A 23483-nucleotide genomic window follows, 5' to 3' on the forward strand; every position below is an offset into this window, starting at 1 on the left:
CTATGCGGGTTAAACAAAGAATTTCTAAGGGAAAGTGTTCACTTTTATTTGTTTGATGATTGGTTTTCTTTACTTATGTCATCTTGCAAACATACTATTCAATTGTAAGCCCGCTGAAGTTGATATTCATTCTGTCAAACACATAGCTGTTTGTACATAGCTGAAAAATATGAGGTACAGAACAAATTGTTTGTTCTGCACGTTTATCATATAATATTCTGAAAAATTAGTCAATTGAAAAGGTGTTGATTTTTTATTTTTCGTAGGGGCTATAAATACAGTATAATCGTGTAGGAAGGGAATGAGTTTGAACTATGGATTATTTAATGAGTAAAGTACGTGAAATTTATGAACAGTTTGACGCTAGCCATGATTTCCAACATATTGAGCGTGTCTATCAAAATGCACTAGCGATTTTACATACAGAGCCAGCAGCAGATGCTGAAGTTGTTAAAATTGCAGTGCTGTTGCATGATGTGAGCGACAAAAAGTATACCGATAGTAAGGAACAGGAGGAACAGCTTATTGCAGAGCTCCCTGTTAGCGAGGAAAAAAAGCAACATATTCGAAATTGTATTGCACAAGTATCGTTTAATGGTGGAAATGAGCTAGAGGCTACATCCTTGGAAGCGAAAATCGTTCGCGATGCAGACCGTTTAGATGCAATTGGAGCTATTGGCATCGCACGAACATTTGCATATGGTGGTGCGAAAGACCGCAAGCTTTATGATAAGGATGAAGAAGCACGCACAAATATGTCGGAATCAGAATATCGTCAAAAAAATACGTCATCTGTCACTCACTTTTACGAAAAGCTATTGCTTCTAAAGGATTTAATGGTAACGGAAAAGGGCAAGCAAATGGCACTTGAACGTCATCAATTTATGGAAAGCTTTTTACAGCAATTACAACATGAAATAGGTCAATAGCATAAAGCACCGCCCTCAATGGAAGGGTGGTGCTTTATGTGATAGTGGGCTATTTCTTTCGTAGTACTAAAAATGTGAAAAGTATGTTCAGCCCTATAAAATAAAAATACCCGAAGGCAAGTAATAATGTATCCTTTATATGGGATACCTCCACATGGTCGATCAAAACAGCTTTAGAAAACTGTATCAACATTATACCGCAACCTAATGATAAGAGATTGAACAATGTAAATAAAAATTTCCCCTTCATTACACTGCGTTTGTTCATATTATTTTCTTTTATAAATACAAAATTTGCGAGGTATAGAAATAAATTAATAACAACAGCTAATTCCATCTAGTTGCTCCTGATATGTAATAGTTGGATATGGTTGACATAAGCATTTTATTGTTACTGAAAGTTTCTTTTGATGAAATCTGCAGTACTTGCATATTGGGCGATTTCATAGTTGGTAAATCGTAATGAATCGTCGGAACTCTCTTCTATAAAGCTATATTCAATACTTGCCTTTGGTTGAATTGTCTTTTCAAAGAGATTAAAAATGGACACGAAATCTTCCTCGAGGTATCTATTTGCTTGTGTTAAAGTATGGTCCTTAAAATAAATTTGGACAAATATATTCGTACATTCACCCTTTTGATTCATTTCTCTACAATTGAACCAACTATCGCCTTTGCCACTGGGAGAGTCAAATGTAAAACGGTCATTTTCGACTTTTTCTTTTTTGGATGCCCATTTTTTATTTTCATAATAACTAGCAACTGTCGCATTTGACTTCTTCATATAGAAGATATCAGTGACGTTCACATCGTCAATATTAGCCCCACTCTGTTTGATGAGCTTTTGTAATGCAAAAAAACGATCTAAGTCTGCTTCCTCAAAATGCGCAATATCTAATGCAGTAGGGGAATAAAGATTAGCCGATATACTATTTTCAGAGACGAAAAGTAAGTTATCCTCTTTCGAAGCAACAAAGCCAAGCTTTTCTATTTCTGGCATGACCTTTTTTAATTGATGAAGTTCACGATCAGCTTCTAGCATTCTAGCATAATTGTCCGTTAAACTACCTTCATGATCAATAATGACAGATAATGTTAGATCCTCATGATCTTTTGGATAGACCATATATTCTTGATCTGATGGAAAACCATTCGTAAGTCCTTTATTTTTTATGACAATATCCATGTCATATTTGTCTTTCATATAGGTTGTCACGCGCCGATCATCATTTTGAGTAAAAAAATATAGAAATATGGCGACGACAAATATAATCGGTAGCATGACAATAAACTTGGAAATTTTCATCATTTTGCTCCTTTTTATTAGCTTGGAATATTATGTTACACTACTGTATTAGACTTCTCAAATGGTAATTTGTACTAATTCACTACCGCTATTGAACAATAAATTCATCAAAAGAGGCAAGCTGCTGATTGAGCAGGACTAGAACAAAACATCATCAAACTATCCGTGTATTGACAGGAGAACGGGAACAACATTAGGACAAATTGTTGATAGTTTGTTGTTCTTTGTTTACATGTCAATTGATGTTATGATGAATAGTGGATATCAATAATCGTCTACATAAAAGTAGTGTGGGCATGAACAATACCTAACATGAAAGAGATGGAATCGTGGAATGAGTCATTTAATTGTACAAAATTTAACAAAAACTGTGGGCGATAAAACGCTTTTTGAAAATATTGAATTTACCATTTATGAGGGTGAGCGAGCAGGCCTAATCGGTATTAATGGTACGGGGAAATCAACCCTGTTATCAATCTTAGCAGAGGATATCGAAGCGGATACCCTCACAATGGATCGCCCCAATAAATACCGTGTCGCCTATTTACCACAGGAACCGACATTCCAATTAGGAGAAACGGTTTTACAAGCAGTCTTTGCGGGTGACTCACCGGTTTTACAACTGAATCGTCAATATGAGGAAACAGTTGCTGAACTAGCAGTAAATCCAACATCTGAAAGTTTGCAAAAGACTTTATTTGGCTTGCAGCAGCGTATGGATGAAGAGCAGGCATGGGATGTCAACGCGCTTGCAAAAACAGCCTTAACAAAGCTTGGCATTGAAACATTTGATAAAGAAGTGCTAACGCTATCAGGCGGCCAGCAAAAACGAGTAGCATTGGCTAAAGTATTAATTGAACCAGCAGATCTCTACCTATTAGATGAGCCGACCAACCATTTGGATGTGCAAGCAACAGAGTGGCTTCAAGAGATGGTGCTACGACTCAAGGGCGCAGTTATTTTTATTACCCATGATCGTTATTTCTTAGATGAATTATCGACACATATTTACGAGCTAGCCGATCAAACCCTGTATCGTCATACAGGAAATTATGGTGATTTTTTAGAGGCCCGCGCCATCCGTGAGGAAATGAAGGCGGCTTCTGCTCAGAAGGATCGCAACCGTTATCGTTCAGAGTTGAAATGGATTCGTCGCGGTGCGAAGGCACGCTCCACTAAACAAAAAGCGCGTATCCAACGCTTTGAAAAGTTAGAGGATAATTTAGAGCGTAAATCAGAGGACGTTTCATTGGAAATGGGACTAGCTACAACACGTTTAGGGCGTAAAGTGCTAGAGGCTGAAAGTATTTCGAAAGCATTTGGCCAGCAAAAGATTTTAGATAACTTTTCATTTTTACTCCAGCAAGGGGACCGTATTGGCATAATCGGCGCGAATGGTGTAGGAAAATCTACTTTATTGAACATGCTAGCAGGAGAGCTTTCACCTGACCAAGGAGAAATTCTTGTTGGATCAACAGTAAAGCTAGCTCATTTCAAGCAAACTTTACCGAAAATGAATGAAAATGAGCGTATGATTGAATATATACGTGAGGCTTCGAATGATATTACAGATGCAGAGGGTGTCCGCTATTCTGCGGCTCAAATGCTAGAGCGATTTTTATTTCCATTACATGCTCACGGTACACCAATTGGTAAATTATCAGGTGGTGAGCGCAAGCGCCTTCATTTATTACGTTTATTAATGGAGCAGCCTAATGTTTTATTATTGGACGAGCCAACCAATGATTTAGATATTGAAACATTGGGCGTGCTAGAGGATTTCATTGAGCATTTCCCAGGTGTAGTCATCACGATTTCACATGACCGTTTTTTCCTAGACCGCATTGCGAAAAAGCTATGGATCTTGGATGGCAAAGGGCAGGTAGAGGAAACGCTGGATCTGTATAGTGAGTATTTGGAGAAGCGTGAGCATACTCCTGCTACTGCAAAAGCTGAGGCACCGAAAGCTGAAAAGCCGAAGTCCGAAAAACCAAAATCCGATAAGAAAAAGCTATCGTTTAAAGAGCAAAAAGAATGGGAAACGATTGCAGATGATATTGAAAAAACAGAAACAGCTATTATGGAGACTGAAGAGGGAATCGCTAATGCTGGTTCAGATTTTACAAAACTACAGGAATTAACAGCTCAGCTTGATGGGCTCAATGCACAGTATGAACATCTGATTGAAAGATGGTCTTATTTAGATGAAATTGTTAATGGATAAGGAGCGATAGACATGAAGATTATTACAATTGAACCGACACCAAGTCCCAATTCTATGAAGATTGTTGTTGATACAGAGCTACCGTTCGGGAAAAGCTATAATTTTACAAAGGATAATAAAGATGAAGCCACTGGTGAAGCAGCAGCTATTTTAGCTATTGAAGGGATAAAGGGCGTTTATCATGTAGCTGATTTCTTTGCGGTGGAGCGTAATGCCAAATATGCATGGGAAGGTATTTTAGCAAGTATCCGTCAAGTATTAGGTGAAGACGTTGAAACGCAAGATGAAACAATAGTAGCTAACGAGTTTTACGGGGAAGTTTATGTCCATGTACAGTTTTATAAGCAAGTACCACTACAAGTAAAAGTGTTTGATAACCAACGTGAACATCGTGTGAGCTGTGGTGAACGTTTTGTAGATGCGTTTAATCAAATTATTGAATCAGCAGTAGATGAAAACTATATTTTCCAGCGTAAATGGATTGATTATGGTGTGCGCTATGGCGAACTAGAAGAAATTGCAGAAGCGGTCAAACAGGAAATTGATGTCACATATTCTGTAGAACGGTTAGAAGAAATTGTTGCTGCGATTAATAATGACGATGAAAAAGCTATCGTTCCATCAAATAAGCTGAAAATAACGGTGGAGCAGTTCCAACAACCGGAATGGGAGAAACGCTTCCAGTTATTAGACCAAATGGCTGATCCAGAGCTGGATGATTTACCTCTTTTAGATGTAGCTTTACAGGATGAGCAAATGTCGATTCGTCGTCTAGCAACGGTATATTTAGGGATGGTTGAAGATGTTACGGTTGTTCCGTATTTAGAAAGAGCCCTTCAGGATAAAAGTGCCGCCGTGCGACGTACAGCTGGCGACTGCATGAGCGACCTTGGCTTTGTAGAATTTGAAAGCGCCATGCAGCAAGCCTTACAAGATAAGAACAAATTGGTACGCTGGCGTGCAGCAATGTATTTATATGAGGTTGGTACAGAACAATCATTACCAGTATTAAAAGCGGCCGCAGATGATAAAGAATTTGAAGTGAAGCTACAAGTGAAAATGGCGATTGCCCGTATTGAGCAAGGTGAAGAGGCAAAGGGCTCCGTTTGGAAGCAAATGACTGAATCTCGCCAACAATAGTTATGTAAGAAAAAACCAGCAGCCGCTGGTTTTTTTATTTTGTGGTGAGAGTTTTATTCTAAGGAAATGAAGTCACTCAATATCCTCGATAATCATACATACTTCCTCTTCGAATTATCAAAAATTAGTGTAAAGTAGAAAAAAATGTTGTTTTTTAGCGATTTATTGCTAAACAAAAAGTTAAGGTCATTCTATGAATCATTAACATATTGTCTAGTTTCATAGAGAAGGGTCAATGTTAAAATAACATAAATTCAGAATATTCCCTAAAATAGGAGGTCCTTTGCATGACAGTAACTAGTTTAAAAACAACCAAATCGTATGTGCGAGATCGGGAGGCGGTCATCGCGTTAACACAAAAGCTAGTACGAATTGAAAGCGTTTACCGTGAGAATGATCCAAAGGGTAATGAAGAAGAGGTGGCACACGTTGTTGCGGCGTATTTACGGGATATTGGCATTGAAACGCATGTAGAGGAAGTTGTGCCTGGACGACCGAATGTTATTGGTATTATTGATTCGGGCAAGCCTGGGAAAACATTACTTTTTGAGGGGCATACAGATGTTGTGACGGAGGGTAATCGTGATGCATGGGCATACGATCCGTTTGGAGCAGAGATTGTTGAAGGGCGTATGTATGGCAGGGGAACAAATGATACGAAGGGCAATCTTGCTTGTATGATAACTGCCTGTCAATCATTACTACTAGATCAGGAAGAATTTACAGGCAAGATTATTTTATGTATCCCTTGCGATGAAGAGGGGCTCATGCTAGGTATAAAACATTTTATTAAAAACGGCTGGGCAGACGGAGTAGATGGGGCTATTATTTGCGAGCCACAGGAAAACAATGTATGTATTGCACAGCGTGGGGCCATTCGTTTACAGGTTGATATTTTCGGTAAGATGGCACATGGCGCGATCTCGTGGAGTGGCATTAATCCAAACTGGCGTATGGCACGGTTGATTGTAGAGCTGGAGAAACTAGAAAAAGAGGAGCAGGCTCGGTTAGGCCGTGACCCGATGCTGAATTGGCCATCTATTACGCCAACGATATTACGTGCGCCTGTTAAAGGAGATGCACAAATCAATGTCATTCCTGATCACTGTATGACGACGCTTGATATTCGTACGGTTCCTGCCCAAGATCATGATGAATTACTAGGAAAAATCGACGCAATTATTAAACGGTTACAGGCAGATGATCCAGATTTTAATGTGGAACTAACGATTCTTGATAATCGACCTGCTACAGCAACGGCTAAGGAGGAAGCTGTTGTACAGGCCATATACGAGGCCGTGGCAGAGGTGACAGAAAAGGAACCTAAATATAACGGTGTTCCTGGTGCAACAGATGGTACGTTTCTTCACGTCCATGGTATTCCAATTGTGACGGTTGGTGCAGGAGATCGCGAAATTCCTCATCAAATCAATGAATATGTAGATATTGAAGAATTGGCAGAGACAACAGCTATTTATCGTTTAGCGGCATTAAAATTTTTGGCTGGTGATGCACAATGACAACAATAAAAATGGCGGTTATACCAGGGGATGGCATTGGGAAAGAAGTGATGCAGGAAGCATTAAAGGTTGTAAAATGTGTGCAAGAACGGGATTCATCCCTACAAATTACAACGACGGTTTTTCCGTGGAGCTCTGATTATTATTTAGCGCACGGTCGTATGATGCCAGAGGATGCACTGGAGACACTACAAAAATATGATGCGATATTATTTGGAGCGATTGGTGATGCTCGCGTACCAGATGATGTCACGGTATGGGAACTCATTATGCCGATTCGGAAAAATTTCCAGCAGTATGTGAATTTCCGTCCTATTAAGTCATTGCCAGGGATTTCCTCACCTCTGGCTGGCGGGAACGAAATTGATTTTGTCATTTTCCGTGAAAATGCTGAGGGGGAATATTCGGATAGTGGGGGTCGACTATATCAACAGCAGCCTCAAGAAATGACGATTCAAAATACGATTATGACACGTATGGGGATTGAAAAAATTGTTCGAGCAGCCTGTGAATATGCTCAACAGCATGGGAAAACCAAGCTGACAAGTGCGACAAAATCTAATGCGATTATTCACTCCATGAAATTTTGGGATGAGCATACAAGAAAAACAGTGACACAAATTGCACCAGAACTACAGCTTGAAGCCATTTATATCGATGCATTAGTCGCTTATTTTGTCGAACGACCACAGGAATTTGAAGTCGTTGTAGCTTCCAATTTATTTGGCGATATTTTATCTGATTTAGGCTCTGCTATTGTTGGTGGGCTAGGCTTGTCCCCTTCTGCCAACTTAAATCCAGAGAAGACATTTCCATCTATGTTTGAGCCTGTGCATGGTTCAGCCCCAGATATAGCAGGCAAGGGTATTGCTAATCCAATTGCTCAAATATGGTCGCTCGCCTTACTGCTAGGACATCAAGGTAGAAAGGATTTAGAACATTTGATTGTCCAAGCTATTAGGAAAGTGCTAGAAGAAGGCGTCGTGAAAACAGCAGATATTGGTGGACAAGCAACAACGGCGCAAATGGGCGATGCGATTTGTCAGGAAATCATTCATATGACTTTAACAGCAGGGGGTGTATAGTATGACAACGGTGCCAAAGGTGATTGTTGTGACAGGTGCAGGTGGCGGAATGGGAAAAGCCATTATGGAAGAGCAGCTTAAGCAAGGTAATCTGGTCATAGGGCTTGATTTATCTGTTAAGGCGCTGTCCGATTTAACACATGATTCCCTGCAATGCTTTGAAGTCAATGTATTGCAGGAGGAGCGAGTGAATGACATCTTCCAGCAAATTGTTGATAAGTACGGGAGAATTGATGGGCTTGTCAATGCACTTGGAATTGCACAGGCAGCAACGCCAGTTGAACAAGTAACGATGGACGAGTGGAATCGCTTAATGGATGTCAATGTAAAAAGTTTATTTATTACAGCAAAAGCTGTTGTCCCCTTTATGAAAAAACAGCAAAAGGGGTCTATTGTTACGATTGCTTCCATATCAGCAGTTCGCCCTAGGCCTGGCTTACAAGCCTATATTGCATCGAAGGGTGCAGCGGAAAGCTTTACGAGAGGGCTAGCGATTGAGCTGGCACCAAACCAAATTCGTGTTAATACGATTCATCCTGGACCTGCCGATACACAAATGCTCGGGCAATTTACCGCACAGGGCGCCGATGTTGAGCAAACAAAGCAAAGTGTGTTTGTGCAATCTGTCCCATTAGGACGATTGGTTAAGCCATCTGATATAGCAGGAGCCGTTAGTTATTTATTGTCTGATGCAGCTAGCATGGTCACTGGGACGACCTTACATGTAGATGGTGGTCGAGGATTATAGGAGGGATACGATGAAAAATATTCCTATGTTGATTAATGGGGAATGGATTTATGGTGATGCAGAAGCATTGCTAGATGTGGGCAATCCATCAACGGGAGAAATCATTGCGCAAATTAGTAATGCCAGTCTAGCACATGTAGAAGAAGCGGTGCGATCAGCACGGAGAGCCTTTGAAAGTGATGAATGGCGTCAATGGAAGGCTTTTGAACGAGGCCAGTTATTAATCGACTTCGCTCATTATATTCGTCAGCATGCCGAGGAATGGAGTCTCCTAGAATGCCGGGACGTAGGTAAACCTTTAACGCAAGCAAGGGCAGATATTGAAGCGGCGGCTCGGTATTTTGAATTTTACGGTGGAGCGGCTGATAAGGTGATGGGGGATACGATTCCAATTGAGGATGGCCTATTGAATGCAGTAGTGCTCGAACCTGTTGGTATTACTGTACATATCGTGCCATGGAACTATCCAATTCAAATTACAGCACGAAGTGTCGCTGCAGCCATTGCTACAGGCAATGCAGTTATTGTGAAAAGTGCGGAAGATACGCCACTAACAACACATGCTATCACGGAGTGGCTTTCAGAAAAACTGCCAAAAGGGATCTTTCAACATATTACGGGCTTAGGACGAGATGTGGGTCCGTATTTAACATCACATCCTGATATTAATCATATTACCTTTACGGGGTCCGTTCCTACTGGGGTTGCAGTGATGAAGGCGGCAGCGGAAAATGTTGTCCCTGTAACATTAGAGCTTGGCGGAAAATCACCCAATATTGTTTTTGCGGATGCCAATTTAGAGCAAGCATTGGAGGGCGTAGTACGGGCTATTATTCAAAATTCAGGGCAAACATGTTCGGCTGGTGCTCGACTACTCATTGAAGAAAGTATAAAGGATACATTTCTCCCGCAATTAGTACAAAAATTTCAAGCGATACAGGTGGGGCCAGGTGAGGCGGACATGGATATGGGTCCGTTGCTCAATGAACGCCAGTATACAAAAATTACTACATTATTACAGCAAGCAAAGAAAGATGGCTATGTCATCACTGGTGGTGAGCCATTGACGATGGAAGGCTATGAAAATGGCTTCTATGTGCAGCCAACTATACTAGATGGTGTACAGCCGAATGATCCTTTAGCGCAGGAGGAAATTTTTGGACCCGTGCTGACGGTTTTAACATTTACGAGCGTGGAGGAAGCCATTACTCTTGCCAATAGCACAGATTATGGCTTAGTAGCGGGTGTTTGGTCACAGAATATTGATACAGCCCATTATGTGGCGAGTCGTGTGCAAGCAGGACAAGTATTTATTAATAATTATGGGGCAGCAGGTGGTATTCAAATGCCGTTCGGAGGCTATAAAAAAAGTGGGATTGGTCGAGAGAAGGGCTTTGTTGCTCTGCGGAACTATACGCAAATGAAAAATATTGCCATACGCTATGCACCACCTATTCAACGCTGACAGGGAGGGACGCCTATGGAACATGCAAAAGATAAACAAGTGCTCTTGGAGGTCAATCAATTATCGATCCGATTCCATTTGAAGAATGGCAAAGAGGCAAAAGTGGTAGACGATGTGAACTTTACTATTCATAAAGGAGAAACGGTTGCATTAGTGGGAGAATCGGGCAGTGGCAAAAGTATTACCTCCTTAGCAATTATGCGTTTACTGCCAATCCCTCCTGGGGAAATTACAGCAGGAACTATCAACTTAAACAGCAAAAATCTATTAGCCTATAAAAATAAAGAGATGAGCCATATTCGTGGTAATGAAATTAGTATGATTTTTCAAGAGCCTATGACTTCATTAGATCCGGTATTTACGATCGGCAATCAAATGATCGAAGGCATTCGTAGACATCAAAAGGTTTCAAAAAAAGATGCTTGGCAAAAAGCATTACAATTATTAAAGGAAGTGGGAATTGCCAACGCGGAGAAGGTAATTGCCGAATATCCTCACCAATTATCAGGGGGGATGAGGCAACGTGTCATGATTGCCATTGCGATGTCAAATAATCCCCAGCTATTAATTGCGGATGAGCCGACTACAGCATTGGATGTAACCGTACAGGCACAAATTTTAAAGCTGATGATGAAAATGAAGGAAGAACATCAATCAGCGATTTTATTCATTACTCATGATATGAGTGTTGTCGCAGAAACAGCGGACCGTGTCATGGTTATGTATGCGGGGCAAATAGTGGAGGAAGCTCCTGTAAGAGAGCTTTTTTTAAATCCTCAGCACCCTTATACGACAGCGCTGCTCAAAACAATGCCGAGTCTTGAAACAGAGGTGAAAAGACTGCCATCTATTCCTGGCACTGTGCCACCCGCATATGCATTACCAGAAGGTTGTCGCTTTGCACCACGATGCCCGCATGCTATGGCGCAATGCCATCAGGATAGTCCGACCATACACTATATTCAAGAGACACATAAAGTGCGCTGTCATTTATTCACAGAGAAGGGGGAGCTGGCACATGACGGAGAAAGAAGTTTTGCTGGAAATTAATCATTTAAAAGCTTACTTTCCTGTGAAGCGCAAGTCTATGAAAGAAGAGAAAAAGATGGTCAAAGCGGTCGATGATATTTCCATTGAAATTTATCGGGGAGAGACGCTAGGCATTGTAGGCGAATCTGGCTCAGGAAAATCTACATTTGGACGAACGATTTTGAAGCTCGTTGAACCAACAGCCGGAGAAGTATTATATAAAGGACAACCGATCCAGCATTTAAAGGGCAATAAGCTTCAATTTTATCGCAATCAAATGCAAATGATTTTTCAAGACCCCTTTGCCTCACTAAATCCTAGAATGCGCATTGGAGCGATTATTGAGGAACCGATGAAATTACAATTAACATTGACGAAGGAACAGCGAAAAGAGCGCGTGAAGGAATTGCTACAAAAGGTTGGACTTCCTGAGGATGCCATGCAAAAATTTCCTCATGAATTTTCAGGAGGTCAGCGACAAAGGATTGGGATTGCAAGAGCTCTTGCCATTCACCCTGAATTTATTATTGCGGATGAACCAGTATCGGCATTGGATGTGTCTGTGCAATCACAAGTCCTTAACTTAATGATGGATTTACAGGATGAATTTCAGTTAACTTATTTATTCATTTCCCACGATTTAAGCGTTGTGAAGCATATAAGTGATCGTGTGGCGGTGTTGTACTTAGGACGGGTTGTGGAAATAGGAACGAAAAAGGAGCTATACGCTCATCCATTACATCCTTATACACAAGCGCTGCTATCTGCTATTCCAGTGGTCAATTTTGATGAGTCAAAACAAGAAGTACTTTTACAAGGTGAACTACCTAGCCCGATTAATCCACCCATTGGCTGTGTTTTTCATACGCGTTGTCCACATGTCATGGAAAGGTGTCGGCAGGAGAGGCCTAAGCTTCAGGAGGAAAATGCAAATCAGCGAGTTGCTTGCTTTTTATATGATTAATAATCTGAATATTTAATTTATTTTAGAGTAGAGGTGTTGATATGTTTGGCAATATTACCGATGTTCCAGGTATCAAGGTGGGGCATCGTGAAAACGAAGAGGGGATTACAGGCTGTACGGCTCTATTAATGGAAGGCGGGGCAGTGTGTGGGGTAGATGTTCGAGGGTCTGCACCAGGTACTCGTGAAACGGATGCATTAGATCCCATCAATGAAATTGATCGTGTGCATGGTATTTGTCTGTCAGGGGGCAGTGCCTTTGGATTAGATGCTGCTACAGGAGTCATGCAATTTTTAGAGGAGCGAGGGATTGGGGTTGATGCAGGCGTTGCCAAAATTCCGATTGTGCCAAGTGCGGTCCTCTTTGACTTATTTATTGGCGATCCTCAAGCTCGACCTACAGCACTAATGGGCTATGAAGCGGCCCAAGCGGCCCAAGTAGGTTCATTTCAAAATGGCAATATTGGCGCGGGCTATGGGGCGACGGTAGGTAAACTGGCAGGACCAGACTTTGCCATGAAGGGTGGACTTGGCAGTGCATCTATTGCGGGCAAGGATGGGCTTATTGCTGGGGCTATTGTGGCTGTTAACGCAGTAGGTGATGTCAAGAATCCTAATACACGGCAAATTTTAGCGGGAGCGAGAAATCCTCAAACAGGACAGTGGCTGGATTGCTGTGCCTATCTCGAAGAGCATGCACAATCAGAGGCACTTGCTGGCACGAATACAACCATTGGCGTAGTAGCGTTGAATGCAAAATTAACGAAGGCAGAAGCAAAAAAGATTGCCCAGCTTACGCAAAACGCTCTTGCCCGAACGATTTATCCTGTCCATACGATGCTTGATGGCGATACTATTTTTGTGCTAGGTACAGGAGAGCAGACATTTGCGCTAGATTATTTGGGACATTTAGCGACTAAGGTGATGGAGGAAGCTATTCTTGCTGGTATTCAAGCGGCAGAGAAATTGGCAGGGGTGGAAAGCTATACAAGCATTCAAAAGATAAGCACTTAGGAGAAAAGGGGGAACGACAATGAATTTGAAAAACGGTGGGGTAATACTCTTAATGTTCATGATGGTATTTATCATAAGTGCATGTTCTAGTGATGGAGAGAAAGTTTCAACGAGCTCTAATAGCTCTGATGGACAAACTACAGCAGATGTGCCACAGGAAATTGTAGTGCGTGTAAATGATGATCCCGATTTTTTAGATCCACATAAGGCAACGGCTTCCATTTCGTATCAGATGATTATGAATTTATTTGAAGGACTAATGGCGCCAGAAACAAATGGTTCTTTAAAAGAAGGACTTGCAGAGAGCTATGAAGTTTCAGAGGATGGTTTAACGTATACATTCAAAATTCGCCAAGGTGTGAAATTCCATAATGGTGATGACTTAACGATGGACGATATTCAATATTCCTTTGATCGTTTAATGGGGAAAAACGGTGGGGAAAAAATGTCCAATAACTTCGATAACGTGGCATCAACTGAGGCACCAGATGCCAGCACATTTGTGATTAAGTTAAAGGAGCCTAATTCTAACTTCCTGTATTCATTAACGGCAAGACAATCAGCTATTATACCTAAAAGTAATGATGGGAAGCATAATGAGAATCCAATCGGAACAGGTCCTTTTGCCTTTGTGAAATACGCGCCAGGGACAAATTTAGAACTTAAGAAAAATGATCACTACTGGCAGGAAGGCTTACCTTATTTGAATAAAGTTACGTTTACCTTCCAATCAGATGATCAAGCAGCGATTATGAGCTTGATGGCAAATGAGGTTGATTTAACAAGTGTGCCATGGCATCGTGTGAGTGAGGTTGAAGGAGGCTACAATTTAATGCATCAAAATAATAACTCTTCTTTAATCATCACATTTAATGAAACAAAGGCACCATTCGATAACGTAAAAGTTAGACAGGCTATTAACTACGCGATTAGTAAATCCGATATTATTGATTCGGTATTTGCGGGCTATGCTGTCCCACTTGGTTCTAATATGAGTCCAGCGATGGGCGATTTCCAAAAGAAGGGCTTAGAAAGCATGTATGAACGCGATGTAGAAAAAGCGAAGGCATTATTGGCAGAGGCTGGTTATCCGGATGGCTTCAAAACAAAAATTACGGTATCTTCCCACAATGATATGTATTCGAATATAGCGCAAATTGCAGTTGCAAATTTGCAAGAGATTGGCATTGATGTAGAGATTGAGGTGGTGGAGTGGGGTATTTGGCTAGACCGTGTTTATTTTGGTCGTGACTATGAAATGACAACGATTGATTTAACAGGTCGTGCATCAGCCTACGAGGTGTTAAATGATTATATTTCTACAAATGATAGTGAAAATTTCTTCCTATTTAAAAATGACGAGTATGACAAAATTATGACGGATGTGCTAAAGGAAACAGATCAAGCCAAACAAATTGAGTACTACCATCGAGCACAGGAAATCTTAGCTGAGCAGGCTACTGCGGTTTATATTGCTGATTATCAAATTGTTTGGGGTGCTGACAAACAAGTGACGGGGCTTAAGAGCTATCCATTCTGGTTCCATGATATGTCAGAGGTTCAATTTTCAAACTAGAAAGGGATGAGTGCTCATGATGTATATTTTACGTCGTATCATCCTGTTAATAACAACCATCCTGCTAGTATCCATCATCACATTTGGTGTTTTTCAAATATTACCTGGAGATCCGGTACGAACGATGTTAGGGACAGAAGCGGATCCCACACAAATTGAAAATTTACGATCTGAACTCGGCTTAGATCGTCCTCTTTATGAACAATATGTGGATTGGATGAAGGGCTTATTGACAGGTCAGCTAGGCGATTCCATTCGTTTTTCAATGCCTGTAAAAGATTTATTATTTGATCGACTTCCTGTCACTATGTCGTTGGCGGGGATTACCTTGCTCATTGTTTTATTCATTTCCTTACCTTTAGGGATGTTTGCAGCAAGAAGGCAAAATAAAATAAGTGATGTGTCATTATCTACTGTGACACAAATTGGGATGGCTGTACCATCCTTTTGGTTAGGGATGATGCTTATTCTTTACGTGGGCTTACAGTTTAGCTTCTTTAAAATTAGTGGTTATATTCCATGGACACAGAGTGTTGCAGGGGCGCTCAGTACGCTCCTTCTCCCAGCCCTAACCATTGCGATACCACAAATTGCTGTGAACTTCCGCTATGTCCGTACAGCTATTCTAGAGCAGGTTCAGCTCGACTATGTACGCACAATTCGCAGTAAAGGAATGTCTGAACATAATGTCATGTATAAGCATGTATTGAAAAATTCCATGATTCCGATTTTAACCGTATTTGGCCTAATTATGGCGGAAGTTGTAGCGGGGACGATTATTGTGGAGCAAGTATTTTCTTTGCCTGGTATTGGACAGCTTCTCATAACGGCTATTAGTAACCGTGATTTTCCGCTTGTGCAGGGGATCGTCATGTATATTACGGTTGCTGTGGTTATGATAAATTTTATTGTCGATATTTTATATTCTGTATTAGATCCTAGAATCCGATTACGTTAAGAGGTGGATACAATGAAACAGCTACAACGTTATACGAAAAAACTGAATTTATCCATTGGTCTCCTCGTCATTGTCGGCTTTTTGCTCGTCATGTTGGTCAGCTTTTTTTATACACCTCATGATGTTAACGCCATGAACATACCTGAGAAATTGCGTGGGCCAGGTGGTGCTTATCTTTTTGGGACAGATGAATTCGGGCGTGATATTTTTAGCCGAATTATGAAGGGGACACAAACTGCTTTCGCTGTTGGATTATTAACTGTAGGAATTGGCACATTTTTTGGGATTACCATAGGTGGGATTGCAGGCTATGTTGGCGGCTGGATTGATGAAATATTTATGCGAACGATGGACGCATTAATGGCATTTCCGGGCATTATTTTAGCGTTAATGCTAGTAGCTGTTTTTGGCCCAGGGATTGTCAATACGGCCATAGCATTGGGCATTATCGCCATCCCTGCTATTGCTCGAATTGCGCGAAGCGGCTTTGTCCAACAACGTGATTCGGAGTATGTATTGGCAGCGAAATTAATTGGCGTTAAGCCTCATAGCATTATGTTTCGTCATATTTTACCTAATATATCATCGCAAATTATTGTCGCAGCGACGGTCACATTCGCAACTGCCATGCTAGCAGAGGCAGCACTAAGCTATTTAGGGCTTGGTGTTCAGCCACCAAACCCTAGCTGGGGCAGAATGTTAAAAGATTCACAGGCTTATTTAATCGGTGCCCCTTGGTATACGTATGCGCCTGGAGGAGCCATTACGATGCTTGTTCTTGGTCTATATATGCTTAGTAATGCCTTACGTGATTTTATGGACCCGCGTTCAAAATCGTAATAAATCAGGTGCTGTTTTTTGCAAAAGCTCATAGGCCTTGACTGCAATTTCAATGTTTAGTCGATGTGGCGCCTGTAAAAAATCAGCACCGAATATACTTTCTAGTCGTTCAATTCGTTTATAGAGCGTTTGACGGACGATAAACAATTGCTCAGCCGTATCATTTTTAGCTCCATTGCAAGCTAAGTAAACAGCTAATGTTTGGAATAAATCATGACCATTTTTTTGATCCAGCAATAATAGTTCTTGTAAATAATCTTTCACAAATTGTAATAGGGCGGTCTGCTCCTGCTGTAGTAATAACCGGAAGACACCTAAATCCTTATAATAAATGGAGCTAGTCAATTGATGATGTTGCATTTGAATAACCGATTTAGCCTCCTTATAGCCAAGATGGACACTTTCTATCGTTTGATAAACATTGCTAATCCCACAAGTAAGGGTGAGCTGTTCAAAAAATTGAGATGCTTTTCTAGCAACGATTTGTGATATCGCTTGATCAAAAGAATCTCGATTATCCTTCATATAATCTGCAGCAATATAGAAGGCTAAAATAATAATTTCATGCTGTCGTACTGAAACGGTAGGGAAGAATCCTAGCTTCTTTAATATGGAGCGGACATACATGGCATTTTGTAATTGAATTTCCTGCCACTCTTCCTCTGGTACTACTTTGGCTTCGTCATGTAGATTGAACACAACGACACGGTAAAATAAATTGCGACTTTCAATCGGTAAATAGCTTTGATAGTATTGGATATCAACAGGCTGGCCTTGAATTAACGCAAGAATAAATTCATCTTCACGGCTTTGTTGACGTTCCTGTAGCATGCGATTTCGCATTAAAATATGGGCAATCGACATCGTAGCACGTTCCAAGTTTAATAAGGTATAATCACTCGGTTTTGGCAGTCCAGAATGCATACATAAATAGCCCCAAACTTGCCCAAGGCCATTTACGGGGATAATGACAAAATGATCCTTGTCGATTGATAAAAGATGCAAGGGCTCCTGTAGTTCTAACTGCTGACAATGTTCTTCCATCATACGTAAATACTTTTTGGCTTCGACTGGATAATAAAAGCTTTTGGTATCTTCAGAGACAAATAAAAATGGTGCCTCGGTATCTTGATGAAGGACTTGTAAAATTTTTAAAATACCATTTGGCATTAGCGATAATTCCATAAATGTTTTGGAAAGGGTATCGAGTTGTGTAAGTGCCTGTTGATGTTGGTTAATTATGTACGTATGTAAATCTTGTGTAATATCGATAAAGCGTACTATTTCTTCAAAGACAATGATTGGGAAATGATGCGCATTCGCCATGGCAATCAGCTCGACGGGGACATGATCAAAATAGTCTCCAATTTCAATACAAAGCCCTGCTGCTTCATTCCGAATAAGGTTTTGTAAGTAGGCAATTTGTGTTTCGCGCTCTAACTGTAAACCGACACCGGTAGTTAAAATGAGCTCACCACCATTAATTAATGTATCAAAATCTTTAATTTCTAAAATATGTGTCCACTGAACTTGGCGTTCAAGGCCATGTTGTCCTGCTATTAGCTTCGCCGATTCAAAATATTTGCGCTTCAGGACATCACGTACGAGTAGAGGATGTTTCGACATAAATTAGCACCTGCCCTTCGAATGTACAATGTCTATTTTTTATTATGTTTGAGAAGTCAGAAAATTTCAACACGAATGAGAAGAAATTGACGAAAGACAAAAGACATCTAGGATACACGATTGGAGGTCATGATATGGAACGAAGTGATCAGTTCACCCATACCTTACAGCAAAAAGATCGTGAAAACGTTTGGCACCATATGTCCATTTATAACGACCATACACCCGTCATTATTGAACAGGGAGAAGGTGCCTGGATAACAGACAGTTTAGGCAATCGATTTTTAGATGGCATGTCAGGCTTATGGGCGGTCAATGTAGGTTATGGACGTGAGCGACTTGCTAAGGTCGCTTATGAGCAATTAAAAAAACTATGCTATGCTCCTTTAACTCAAAGCCATGAACCGGCTATTAGATTAGCTGAAAAAATCAACAGCTTATTAGAGGATGACTATATGATGTTTTATTCGAATAGTGGTTCTGATGCAAATGAAGTAGCGTTCAAGGTAATACGACAATACCATCAACAAAACGGGGAAGGGAACCGCTATAAAATGATTGCTCGTTATCGTGCCTACCATGGTAGCTCACTTGGAGCATTAGCCGCTACAGGCCAGGCATTACGTAAATATAAATATGAGCCCTTAACACCAGGCTTCCTGCATGTTGCCCCACCGGATCCTTATCGCCGTCCAAAAGGACAATCTATTGAAGCATATAATTTAGCAAGAGCACGTGACATCGAGGAAAAAATTATTTGGGAGCAAAAAGAAACAATTGCGGCAGTGATTATGGAGCCATTCATAACAGGTGGAGGTGTCTTAATTCCACAGCCAACATATGTTCAAGAAGTAGAGTGCATTTGTAGAAAATATGGGGTATTACTCATTATCGATGAAATTATTTGTGGTTTTGGGCGAACAGGTAAGCTATTTGGCCATCAGCATTTCGGTATTCGCCCAGATGTTATTACGATGGCGAAGGGACTCACTAGCGCCTATTTACCATTATCAATTACAGCAGTAAGAAAAGATATTTATGAAAAATTTAAAGAATCAGATGGCTATAGTCATTTTCGACATATTAATACGTTCGGTGGAAACCCAGCAGCCTGTGCAGTAGCATTAGAAAATATTAAGATCATTGAGGAAGAGGGACTAGTACAACGAGCAAAAGATTTGGGAATTCAATTACTCCATGACTTACAAGACTTATTAGAACTACCCTTTGTTGGTGATATACGAGGACTTGGGTTGCTCGTTGGTATCGAGCTTGTTGAAGATAAAGCCTCACAAAAACCTGCTAAGGAAGAACGTGTAGCAAGCATCATAGCTGCTTGTAAAGCGAATGGTTTAATTGTTGGGAAAAATGGCGATACAGTGGAGGGCTATAATAATATCATTACGTTAAGTCCACCACTTTGCTGTACCGATGAAGATCTTGAATTTATGGTAGCTGTTTTAAAAAAAGTATTTGCCACCCATGTCTAATAGGAGGCGATTCCAAATAGGGATAAATCAGGAATCGCCTTTAATAGTGTCGCTTCTGTCCTTTTTTTACAGCTTCCCAATCAATTTCAATATTTTGTAGGACGCGCGTGAGTAAATGGTGAATGCGATCGACTTCTTCGCTAGAAAAACCATCAAGTGCTCGTTCGTTGGAGTACTCGCCCTCCCGTTTTAAAAATGGATAGATGTCTAAGCTTTTATTAGTTGGGAAAAGTAATTTATTTTTCTTATTTCCTTGATCACTTCTTTTTTCAATAAAGCCTTTTGTTTCTAATTTTTGAATCGCCCGAGAAGCGGTTGTGCGATCGACCTTCAATAGCTCTGCCACTTTTTCTTGAATGATCCCAGGATTTTCGCAAATTCGGATTACATATAAATATTGACCCTTCGTTAAATCCAATTCCTTAAATTCTATATTACTAATCGAGTCTAATGCCCGTGCGATCGCACCAATTTCACGTAAGATTTCTTTCATTTTCTATCCTCCTGAGATTTTTATTGTATTTGCAATAAAAATCGTTCTATACTAATAGTATCATCTTCAGGCGAAAAATGCACCTGGAGAAGAGGATGATTGAAGTAAAACTAGGAGGCGTATTCATGAGCATAAAAAAAGTAACAACTGAAGCAGACTTACAAGTAGCATTTGATTTTAGACGAAAAGTTTTTATTGAAGAGCAACAAGTACCTGAGGTAGAAGAGTATGATGAATTTGATTCACTGCAAGCACCATGTGATCATATTCTTGTGTACTATAAGGAGCAGCCAGTAGGAACGGGTAGACTCCGTGTAGTCGAGGGCTATGGTAAATTGGAGCGTATTTGCATAGTAGAAGAGTTCCGTAAATTTGGGCTTGGCAAAGAAATCATTATGGGGTTAGAGCAAATTGCCCGCGATAATGGTCTGACAAAAGCTAAATTAAATGCTCAATCGTATGCAGAGGTTTTTTATGAAAAATTAGGCTATAAGCGTGTAGGGGAAGAGTTTATGGATTGTGGCATTCCCCATATTTTAATGAAGAAATATTGGTAAATGTGCTGGGAATGTCCACGTACTCTTTATTGAAGAAAGCATAAAGTTAATGGTCATTAAAAATACCTCCTCCTGTTGATCTTAGGGTGAGGTATTTTATGGTTAGCCTATGAAAGTTGGATATGTGTCATCATGCTTCATACGTCATTGTGTTGCTTATCTACCGCTAATTTCAGCTATTTGTTTATTTTTCTTTCACAACCGTACCCGCAAAGCTGTCATGGGGAAGGTATTGACCTTGCTGTTGCTCGAAAGCTTGGCGATTTTTTAAATAGTGAAATGAACTGATTGTGTCGCGATAAGCCATGCGTTTAATAATTTGACGGTCTGATAATGCATGACCCTCTTCATGTTCAAGTACTAGTCCCATTGCTTTGTAGCCAATGGTCTGTCCATTTTTACGAAGCTGTGCATACTCTAATGCCCATAACATGGCGGTCGGTGTAACGAGTGCATGAACCACCTCACTTTTCACTTTCTTTCGTAGAAAATACTCTACGCCTAATGTGACAGCTGTTGAAATAGCTGTATCCATTAAAAAAGCAATGGCTCGTTTTTTTGTTATCGATTCCATACAGGTCCTCCTTCCATTGATTTCTCACCAGTACATACGGAAAATAAGGATAAAAAGTTTCGAATGATGCTAGATTCATTCCAATAATTGTTCAGGATAAGAGGGGATTGCCCCGTGCTTCATTGTTGTGATTCCTGCGTAGCGGTTTGCAAAAGTAAGCAGTGATATCGCATGCTGTTCACAATAGGCCACCAAATGATCCACAGATAATTGATGTTGAAGGAATTGACTTAATATCGCTCCAATAAAAGCGTCCCCAGCACCAGTCGTATCAACTGCTTGTACGTTCTCAGCATTGACCTTACTATGACATTTTTTTGTATATAATGTTGCGCCTTCTGCTCCATGTGTAATGATAATCGTCTCTAGATGTCCCTGAAATAATGTGTGTACAGCCGACAATTCTTCTTCTATGGCTGTTAGAAATAACAGTTCTTCATTGGAGAGCTTTACAATATGGGCTTTTGGTAAAAAAGCTAGAATCGTTTCTCGACATGCCGTCTCATCCTGCCATAAAGGCAATCGCACATTCGGATCAAAGGAAACGATGCTGCCTGCTTGATGTGCCTGCTCAATAAAAGCTATATGGGCAGACTTCATCGGACTTACCACAAGATTAACAGAACAAAAATGAATGATATCTTTGTCGGTTAATAGTTGTGAGGGGAGATACTCTTGTTTATACAATAGATCTGCAGCATGACGTCGGTAAAATTGAAAATCACGCTCCCCAGTTTCAGAGAGTGCTACAAAAGCAAGGCTTGTTTCTCCCTCAGTCGTTTGACGAATATATTGTGTATCCACACCTGCTAGCTGCAAAGTCTTCTTCAGAAAATCACCAAACGCATCCTGCCCTACTTGTGTTAGGAGGGCAGCCTGTTGACCAAGCTTGGCACACACTGCTGCAACATTTGCAGGGGCTCCGCCAGCATGCTTCGTAAAATGCTCAATATGGGCTAGATCACCATGCTGCTGAGTTGGTGTGAAATCTATTAATAATTCGCCAATTGTAAAGAGTTTGCCCATTAGGATACCTCCTGTGGTAGCCGTTTCTTCTTTGGTGTATAGATCGTATAGAAAATCCCACCGAAGATGAATAGAATGCCTAATGTTTGCATAAAGTTCGGCATAAAATCAAGCAGCAGCATATCGAGTAAAATTGCGACAACTGGGTCGACGAATACTAATACGGAAACTAGAATGGTAGAAAGACTACGGATACTATCAAAAAATAAATAATAAACAAATCCAGTGTGAATAAATCCTGTCCCTAAAATATAGAACCAATTGGTTGAGGTTAAACCTTCAAAGAGCGAGAAATCAATGAAGGGCAGTAGTATTACAATGCCAACCGTTGTTTGTATATATGTTAAGGCGTAGGAGCTAAGGTTTGTAATGGTCTTGCTTGTTAGCATAGTAAGGGCATAAAACACCGCTGACAGTAAGGCCCAAACAAATCCTGATTGCATAAATTCAGAGAAAGATACAAAATTTTGAAGACCCATAATAAAAATACTACCAATAAAGCAAGTAATGGTTGCTACGAGTGCTCGAATGGTCATTTTTTCTTTTAAAAAGATAGCGCCTAAAATTAAGACAAAGATAGGAGCTAAATTATAGATAGAAATCGCAATTGAAATGGACATTTCCTCAAAGGCTTTAAATAAAAATACCCAATTTAACACTAGGAAAACGCCACAAATAATCGTTTGAATAATTTCTTTCCTTTCCCATTTCTCCGTTTTATGTCCACCTGTGATGAGCCACAATACTCCTAGAAAGAGGGTTGCGCAAATACATCTAACAAAAACAAGCTCTGTTGCAGGAACACCCGTATGAACGGTGAAAAAGCCGATGGAGCCAAAAAGTGCCATCGATACGGTTAGTTTAATAATGGCTGAGATGTTCATACAAAACCTTCTTTCTATTTTTTATTTGTAAATGTG

The 23483-nt window shown here is 40.5% G+C and carries 21 protein-coding genes; 15 read left to right on the forward strand and 6 right to left on the reverse strand.

Going from position 1 to position 23483, the window contains the following annotated elements; translation table 11 throughout:
- The first annotated feature begins 314 nt into the window (after positions 1 to 314).
- A complete protein-coding gene (locus KVT27_RS05260; RefSeq protein WP_080709342.1) occupies positions 315 to 929 on the forward strand; it encodes an HD domain-containing protein in 615 nt (204 codons plus the stop codon).
- Between the two features lie 391 nt (positions 930 to 1320).
- Here the strand turns inward: KVT27_RS05260 and KVT27_RS05265 are convergent, their stop codons facing one another.
- Positions 1321 to 2235 carry a hypothetical protein gene (locus tag KVT27_RS05265; protein ID WP_217580883.1) on the reverse strand — a complete coding sequence of 305 codons (915 nt, stop codon included), beginning with the start codon at positions 2233 to 2235 and terminating at the stop codon, positions 1321 to 1323.
- A gap of 334 nt (positions 2236 to 2569) precedes the next feature.
- Between KVT27_RS05265 and KVT27_RS05270 the strand changes: the two genes are divergently transcribed.
- From KVT27_RS05270 to KVT27_RS05325, 12 genes are all read left to right on the forward strand, one after another.
- On the forward strand, positions 2570 to 4459 hold the full coding sequence (locus tag KVT27_RS05270) for an ABC-F family ATP-binding cassette domain-containing protein (protein WP_217580885.1): 1890 nt from the start codon (positions 2570 to 2572) through the stop codon (positions 4457 to 4459).
- Between the two features lie 12 nt (positions 4460 to 4471).
- Positions 4472 to 5599, forward strand: a complete 1128-nt coding sequence (locus KVT27_RS05275; RefSeq protein WP_036146473.1) for a conserved virulence factor C family protein — start codon at positions 4472 to 4474, stop codon at positions 5597 to 5599.
- 287 nt (positions 5600 to 5886) lie between these two features.
- Positions 5887 to 7119, forward strand: coding sequence for a M20 family metallopeptidase (locus KVT27_RS05280; protein WP_036124988.1), 1233 nt, complete (start codon positions 5887 to 5889; stop codon positions 7117 to 7119).
- Positions 7116 to 8204 (forward strand): tartrate dehydrogenase, encoded by a 1089-nt coding sequence (locus KVT27_RS05285; RefSeq protein WP_036124990.1) that lies wholly within the window; start codon positions 7116 to 7118, stop codon positions 8202 to 8204. The genes KVT27_RS05280 and KVT27_RS05285 overlap by 4 nt, the downstream gene beginning before the upstream one ends.
- A gap of 1 nt (position 8205) precedes the next feature.
- Positions 8206 to 8952 (forward strand): SDR family NAD(P)-dependent oxidoreductase, encoded by a 747-nt coding sequence (locus tag KVT27_RS05290; RefSeq protein WP_217580887.1) that lies wholly within the window; start codon positions 8206 to 8208, stop codon positions 8950 to 8952.
- Positions 8953 to 8962: 10 nt separating this feature from the next.
- The gene (locus KVT27_RS05295; protein ID WP_036124993.1) at positions 8963 to 10417 is read left to right on the forward strand and encodes an aldehyde dehydrogenase family protein; all 1455 of its coding nucleotides are present in this window, start codon (positions 8963 to 8965) and stop codon (positions 10415 to 10417) included.
- Between the two features lie 15 nt (positions 10418 to 10432).
- Complete coding sequence (locus KVT27_RS05300; protein ID WP_036146467.1) at positions 10433 to 11467, forward strand: ABC transporter ATP-binding protein; 1035 nt, start codon at positions 10433 to 10435, stop codon at positions 11465 to 11467.
- Positions 11436 to 12410, forward strand: coding sequence for an ABC transporter ATP-binding protein (locus KVT27_RS05305; RefSeq protein WP_217580888.1), 975 nt, complete (start codon positions 11436 to 11438; stop codon positions 12408 to 12410). The genes KVT27_RS05300 and KVT27_RS05305 overlap by 32 nt, the downstream gene beginning before the upstream one ends.
- Before the next feature lie 41 nt (positions 12411 to 12451).
- Entirely contained in the window at positions 12452 to 13423 is a 972-nt protein-coding gene (locus KVT27_RS05310) for a P1 family peptidase (protein WP_036124998.1), read from the forward strand.
- 19 nt (positions 13424 to 13442) lie between these two features.
- Complete coding sequence (locus KVT27_RS05315) at positions 13443 to 14999, forward strand: ABC transporter substrate-binding protein (protein WP_254636049.1); 1557 nt, start codon at positions 13443 to 13445, stop codon at positions 14997 to 14999.
- A gap of 16 nt (positions 15000 to 15015) precedes the next feature.
- The gene (locus KVT27_RS05320) at positions 15016 to 15957 is read left to right on the forward strand and encodes an ABC transporter permease (protein WP_036125000.1); all 942 of its coding nucleotides are present in this window, start codon (positions 15016 to 15018) and stop codon (positions 15955 to 15957) included.
- A gap of 12 nt (positions 15958 to 15969) precedes the next feature.
- The gene (locus KVT27_RS05325; RefSeq protein ID WP_036125002.1) at positions 15970 to 16797 is read left to right on the forward strand and encodes an ABC transporter permease; all 828 of its coding nucleotides are present in this window, start codon (positions 15970 to 15972) and stop codon (positions 16795 to 16797) included.
- On the opposite strand, the gene KVT27_RS05330 is transcribed toward KVT27_RS05325, so the two are convergent.
- A complete protein-coding gene (locus KVT27_RS05330; protein WP_036146460.1) occupies positions 16786 to 18423 on the reverse strand; it encodes a PucR family transcriptional regulator in 1638 nt (545 codons plus the stop codon). The genes KVT27_RS05325 and KVT27_RS05330 overlap by 12 nt on opposite strands.
- A 134-nt stretch (positions 18424 to 18557) precedes the next feature.
- Between KVT27_RS05330 and KVT27_RS05335 the strand changes: the two genes are divergently transcribed.
- The gene (locus tag KVT27_RS05335; RefSeq protein WP_217580889.1) at positions 18558 to 19913 is read left to right on the forward strand and encodes an aspartate aminotransferase family protein; all 1356 of its coding nucleotides are present in this window, start codon (positions 18558 to 18560) and stop codon (positions 19911 to 19913) included.
- A 40-nt stretch (positions 19914 to 19953) separates the two neighbouring features.
- Here the strand turns inward: KVT27_RS05335 and KVT27_RS05340 are convergent, their stop codons facing one another.
- Entirely contained in the window at positions 19954 to 20406 is a 453-nt protein-coding gene (locus tag KVT27_RS05340) for a MarR family winged helix-turn-helix transcriptional regulator (protein WP_217580890.1), read from the reverse strand.
- Positions 20407 to 20531: 125 nt separating this feature from the next.
- Between KVT27_RS05340 and KVT27_RS05345 the strand changes: the two genes are divergently transcribed.
- Positions 20532 to 20963, forward strand: coding sequence for a GNAT family N-acetyltransferase (locus tag KVT27_RS05345; protein WP_217580891.1), 432 nt, complete (start codon positions 20532 to 20534; stop codon positions 20961 to 20963).
- Between the two features lie 184 nt (positions 20964 to 21147).
- Here the strand turns inward: KVT27_RS05345 and KVT27_RS05350 are convergent, their stop codons facing one another.
- The 3 genes from KVT27_RS05350 to KVT27_RS05360 form a co-directional block, all read right to left on the reverse strand.
- Complete coding sequence (locus tag KVT27_RS05350) at positions 21148 to 21537, reverse strand: RDD family protein (protein WP_217580892.1); 390 nt, start codon at positions 21535 to 21537, stop codon at positions 21148 to 21150.
- A 75-nt stretch (positions 21538 to 21612) separates the two neighbouring features.
- Positions 21613 to 22563, reverse strand: a complete 951-nt coding sequence (locus tag KVT27_RS05355) for a carbohydrate kinase family protein (protein WP_036146452.1) — start codon at positions 22561 to 22563, stop codon at positions 21613 to 21615.
- The gene (locus tag KVT27_RS05360; protein WP_036125016.1) at positions 22563 to 23447 is read right to left on the reverse strand and encodes a DMT family transporter; all 885 of its coding nucleotides are present in this window, start codon (positions 23445 to 23447) and stop codon (positions 22563 to 22565) included. Before KVT27_RS05360 ends, KVT27_RS05355 begins: the two co-directional genes overlap by 1 nt.
- Positions 23448 to 23483: the final 36 nt, after the last annotated feature.

The sequence above is a fragment of the Lysinibacillus sp. GbtcB16 genome, from assembly GCF_019091145.1.
Classification (GTDB): domain Bacteria; phylum Bacillota; class Bacilli; order Bacillales_A; family Planococcaceae; genus Lysinibacillus; species Lysinibacillus fusiformis.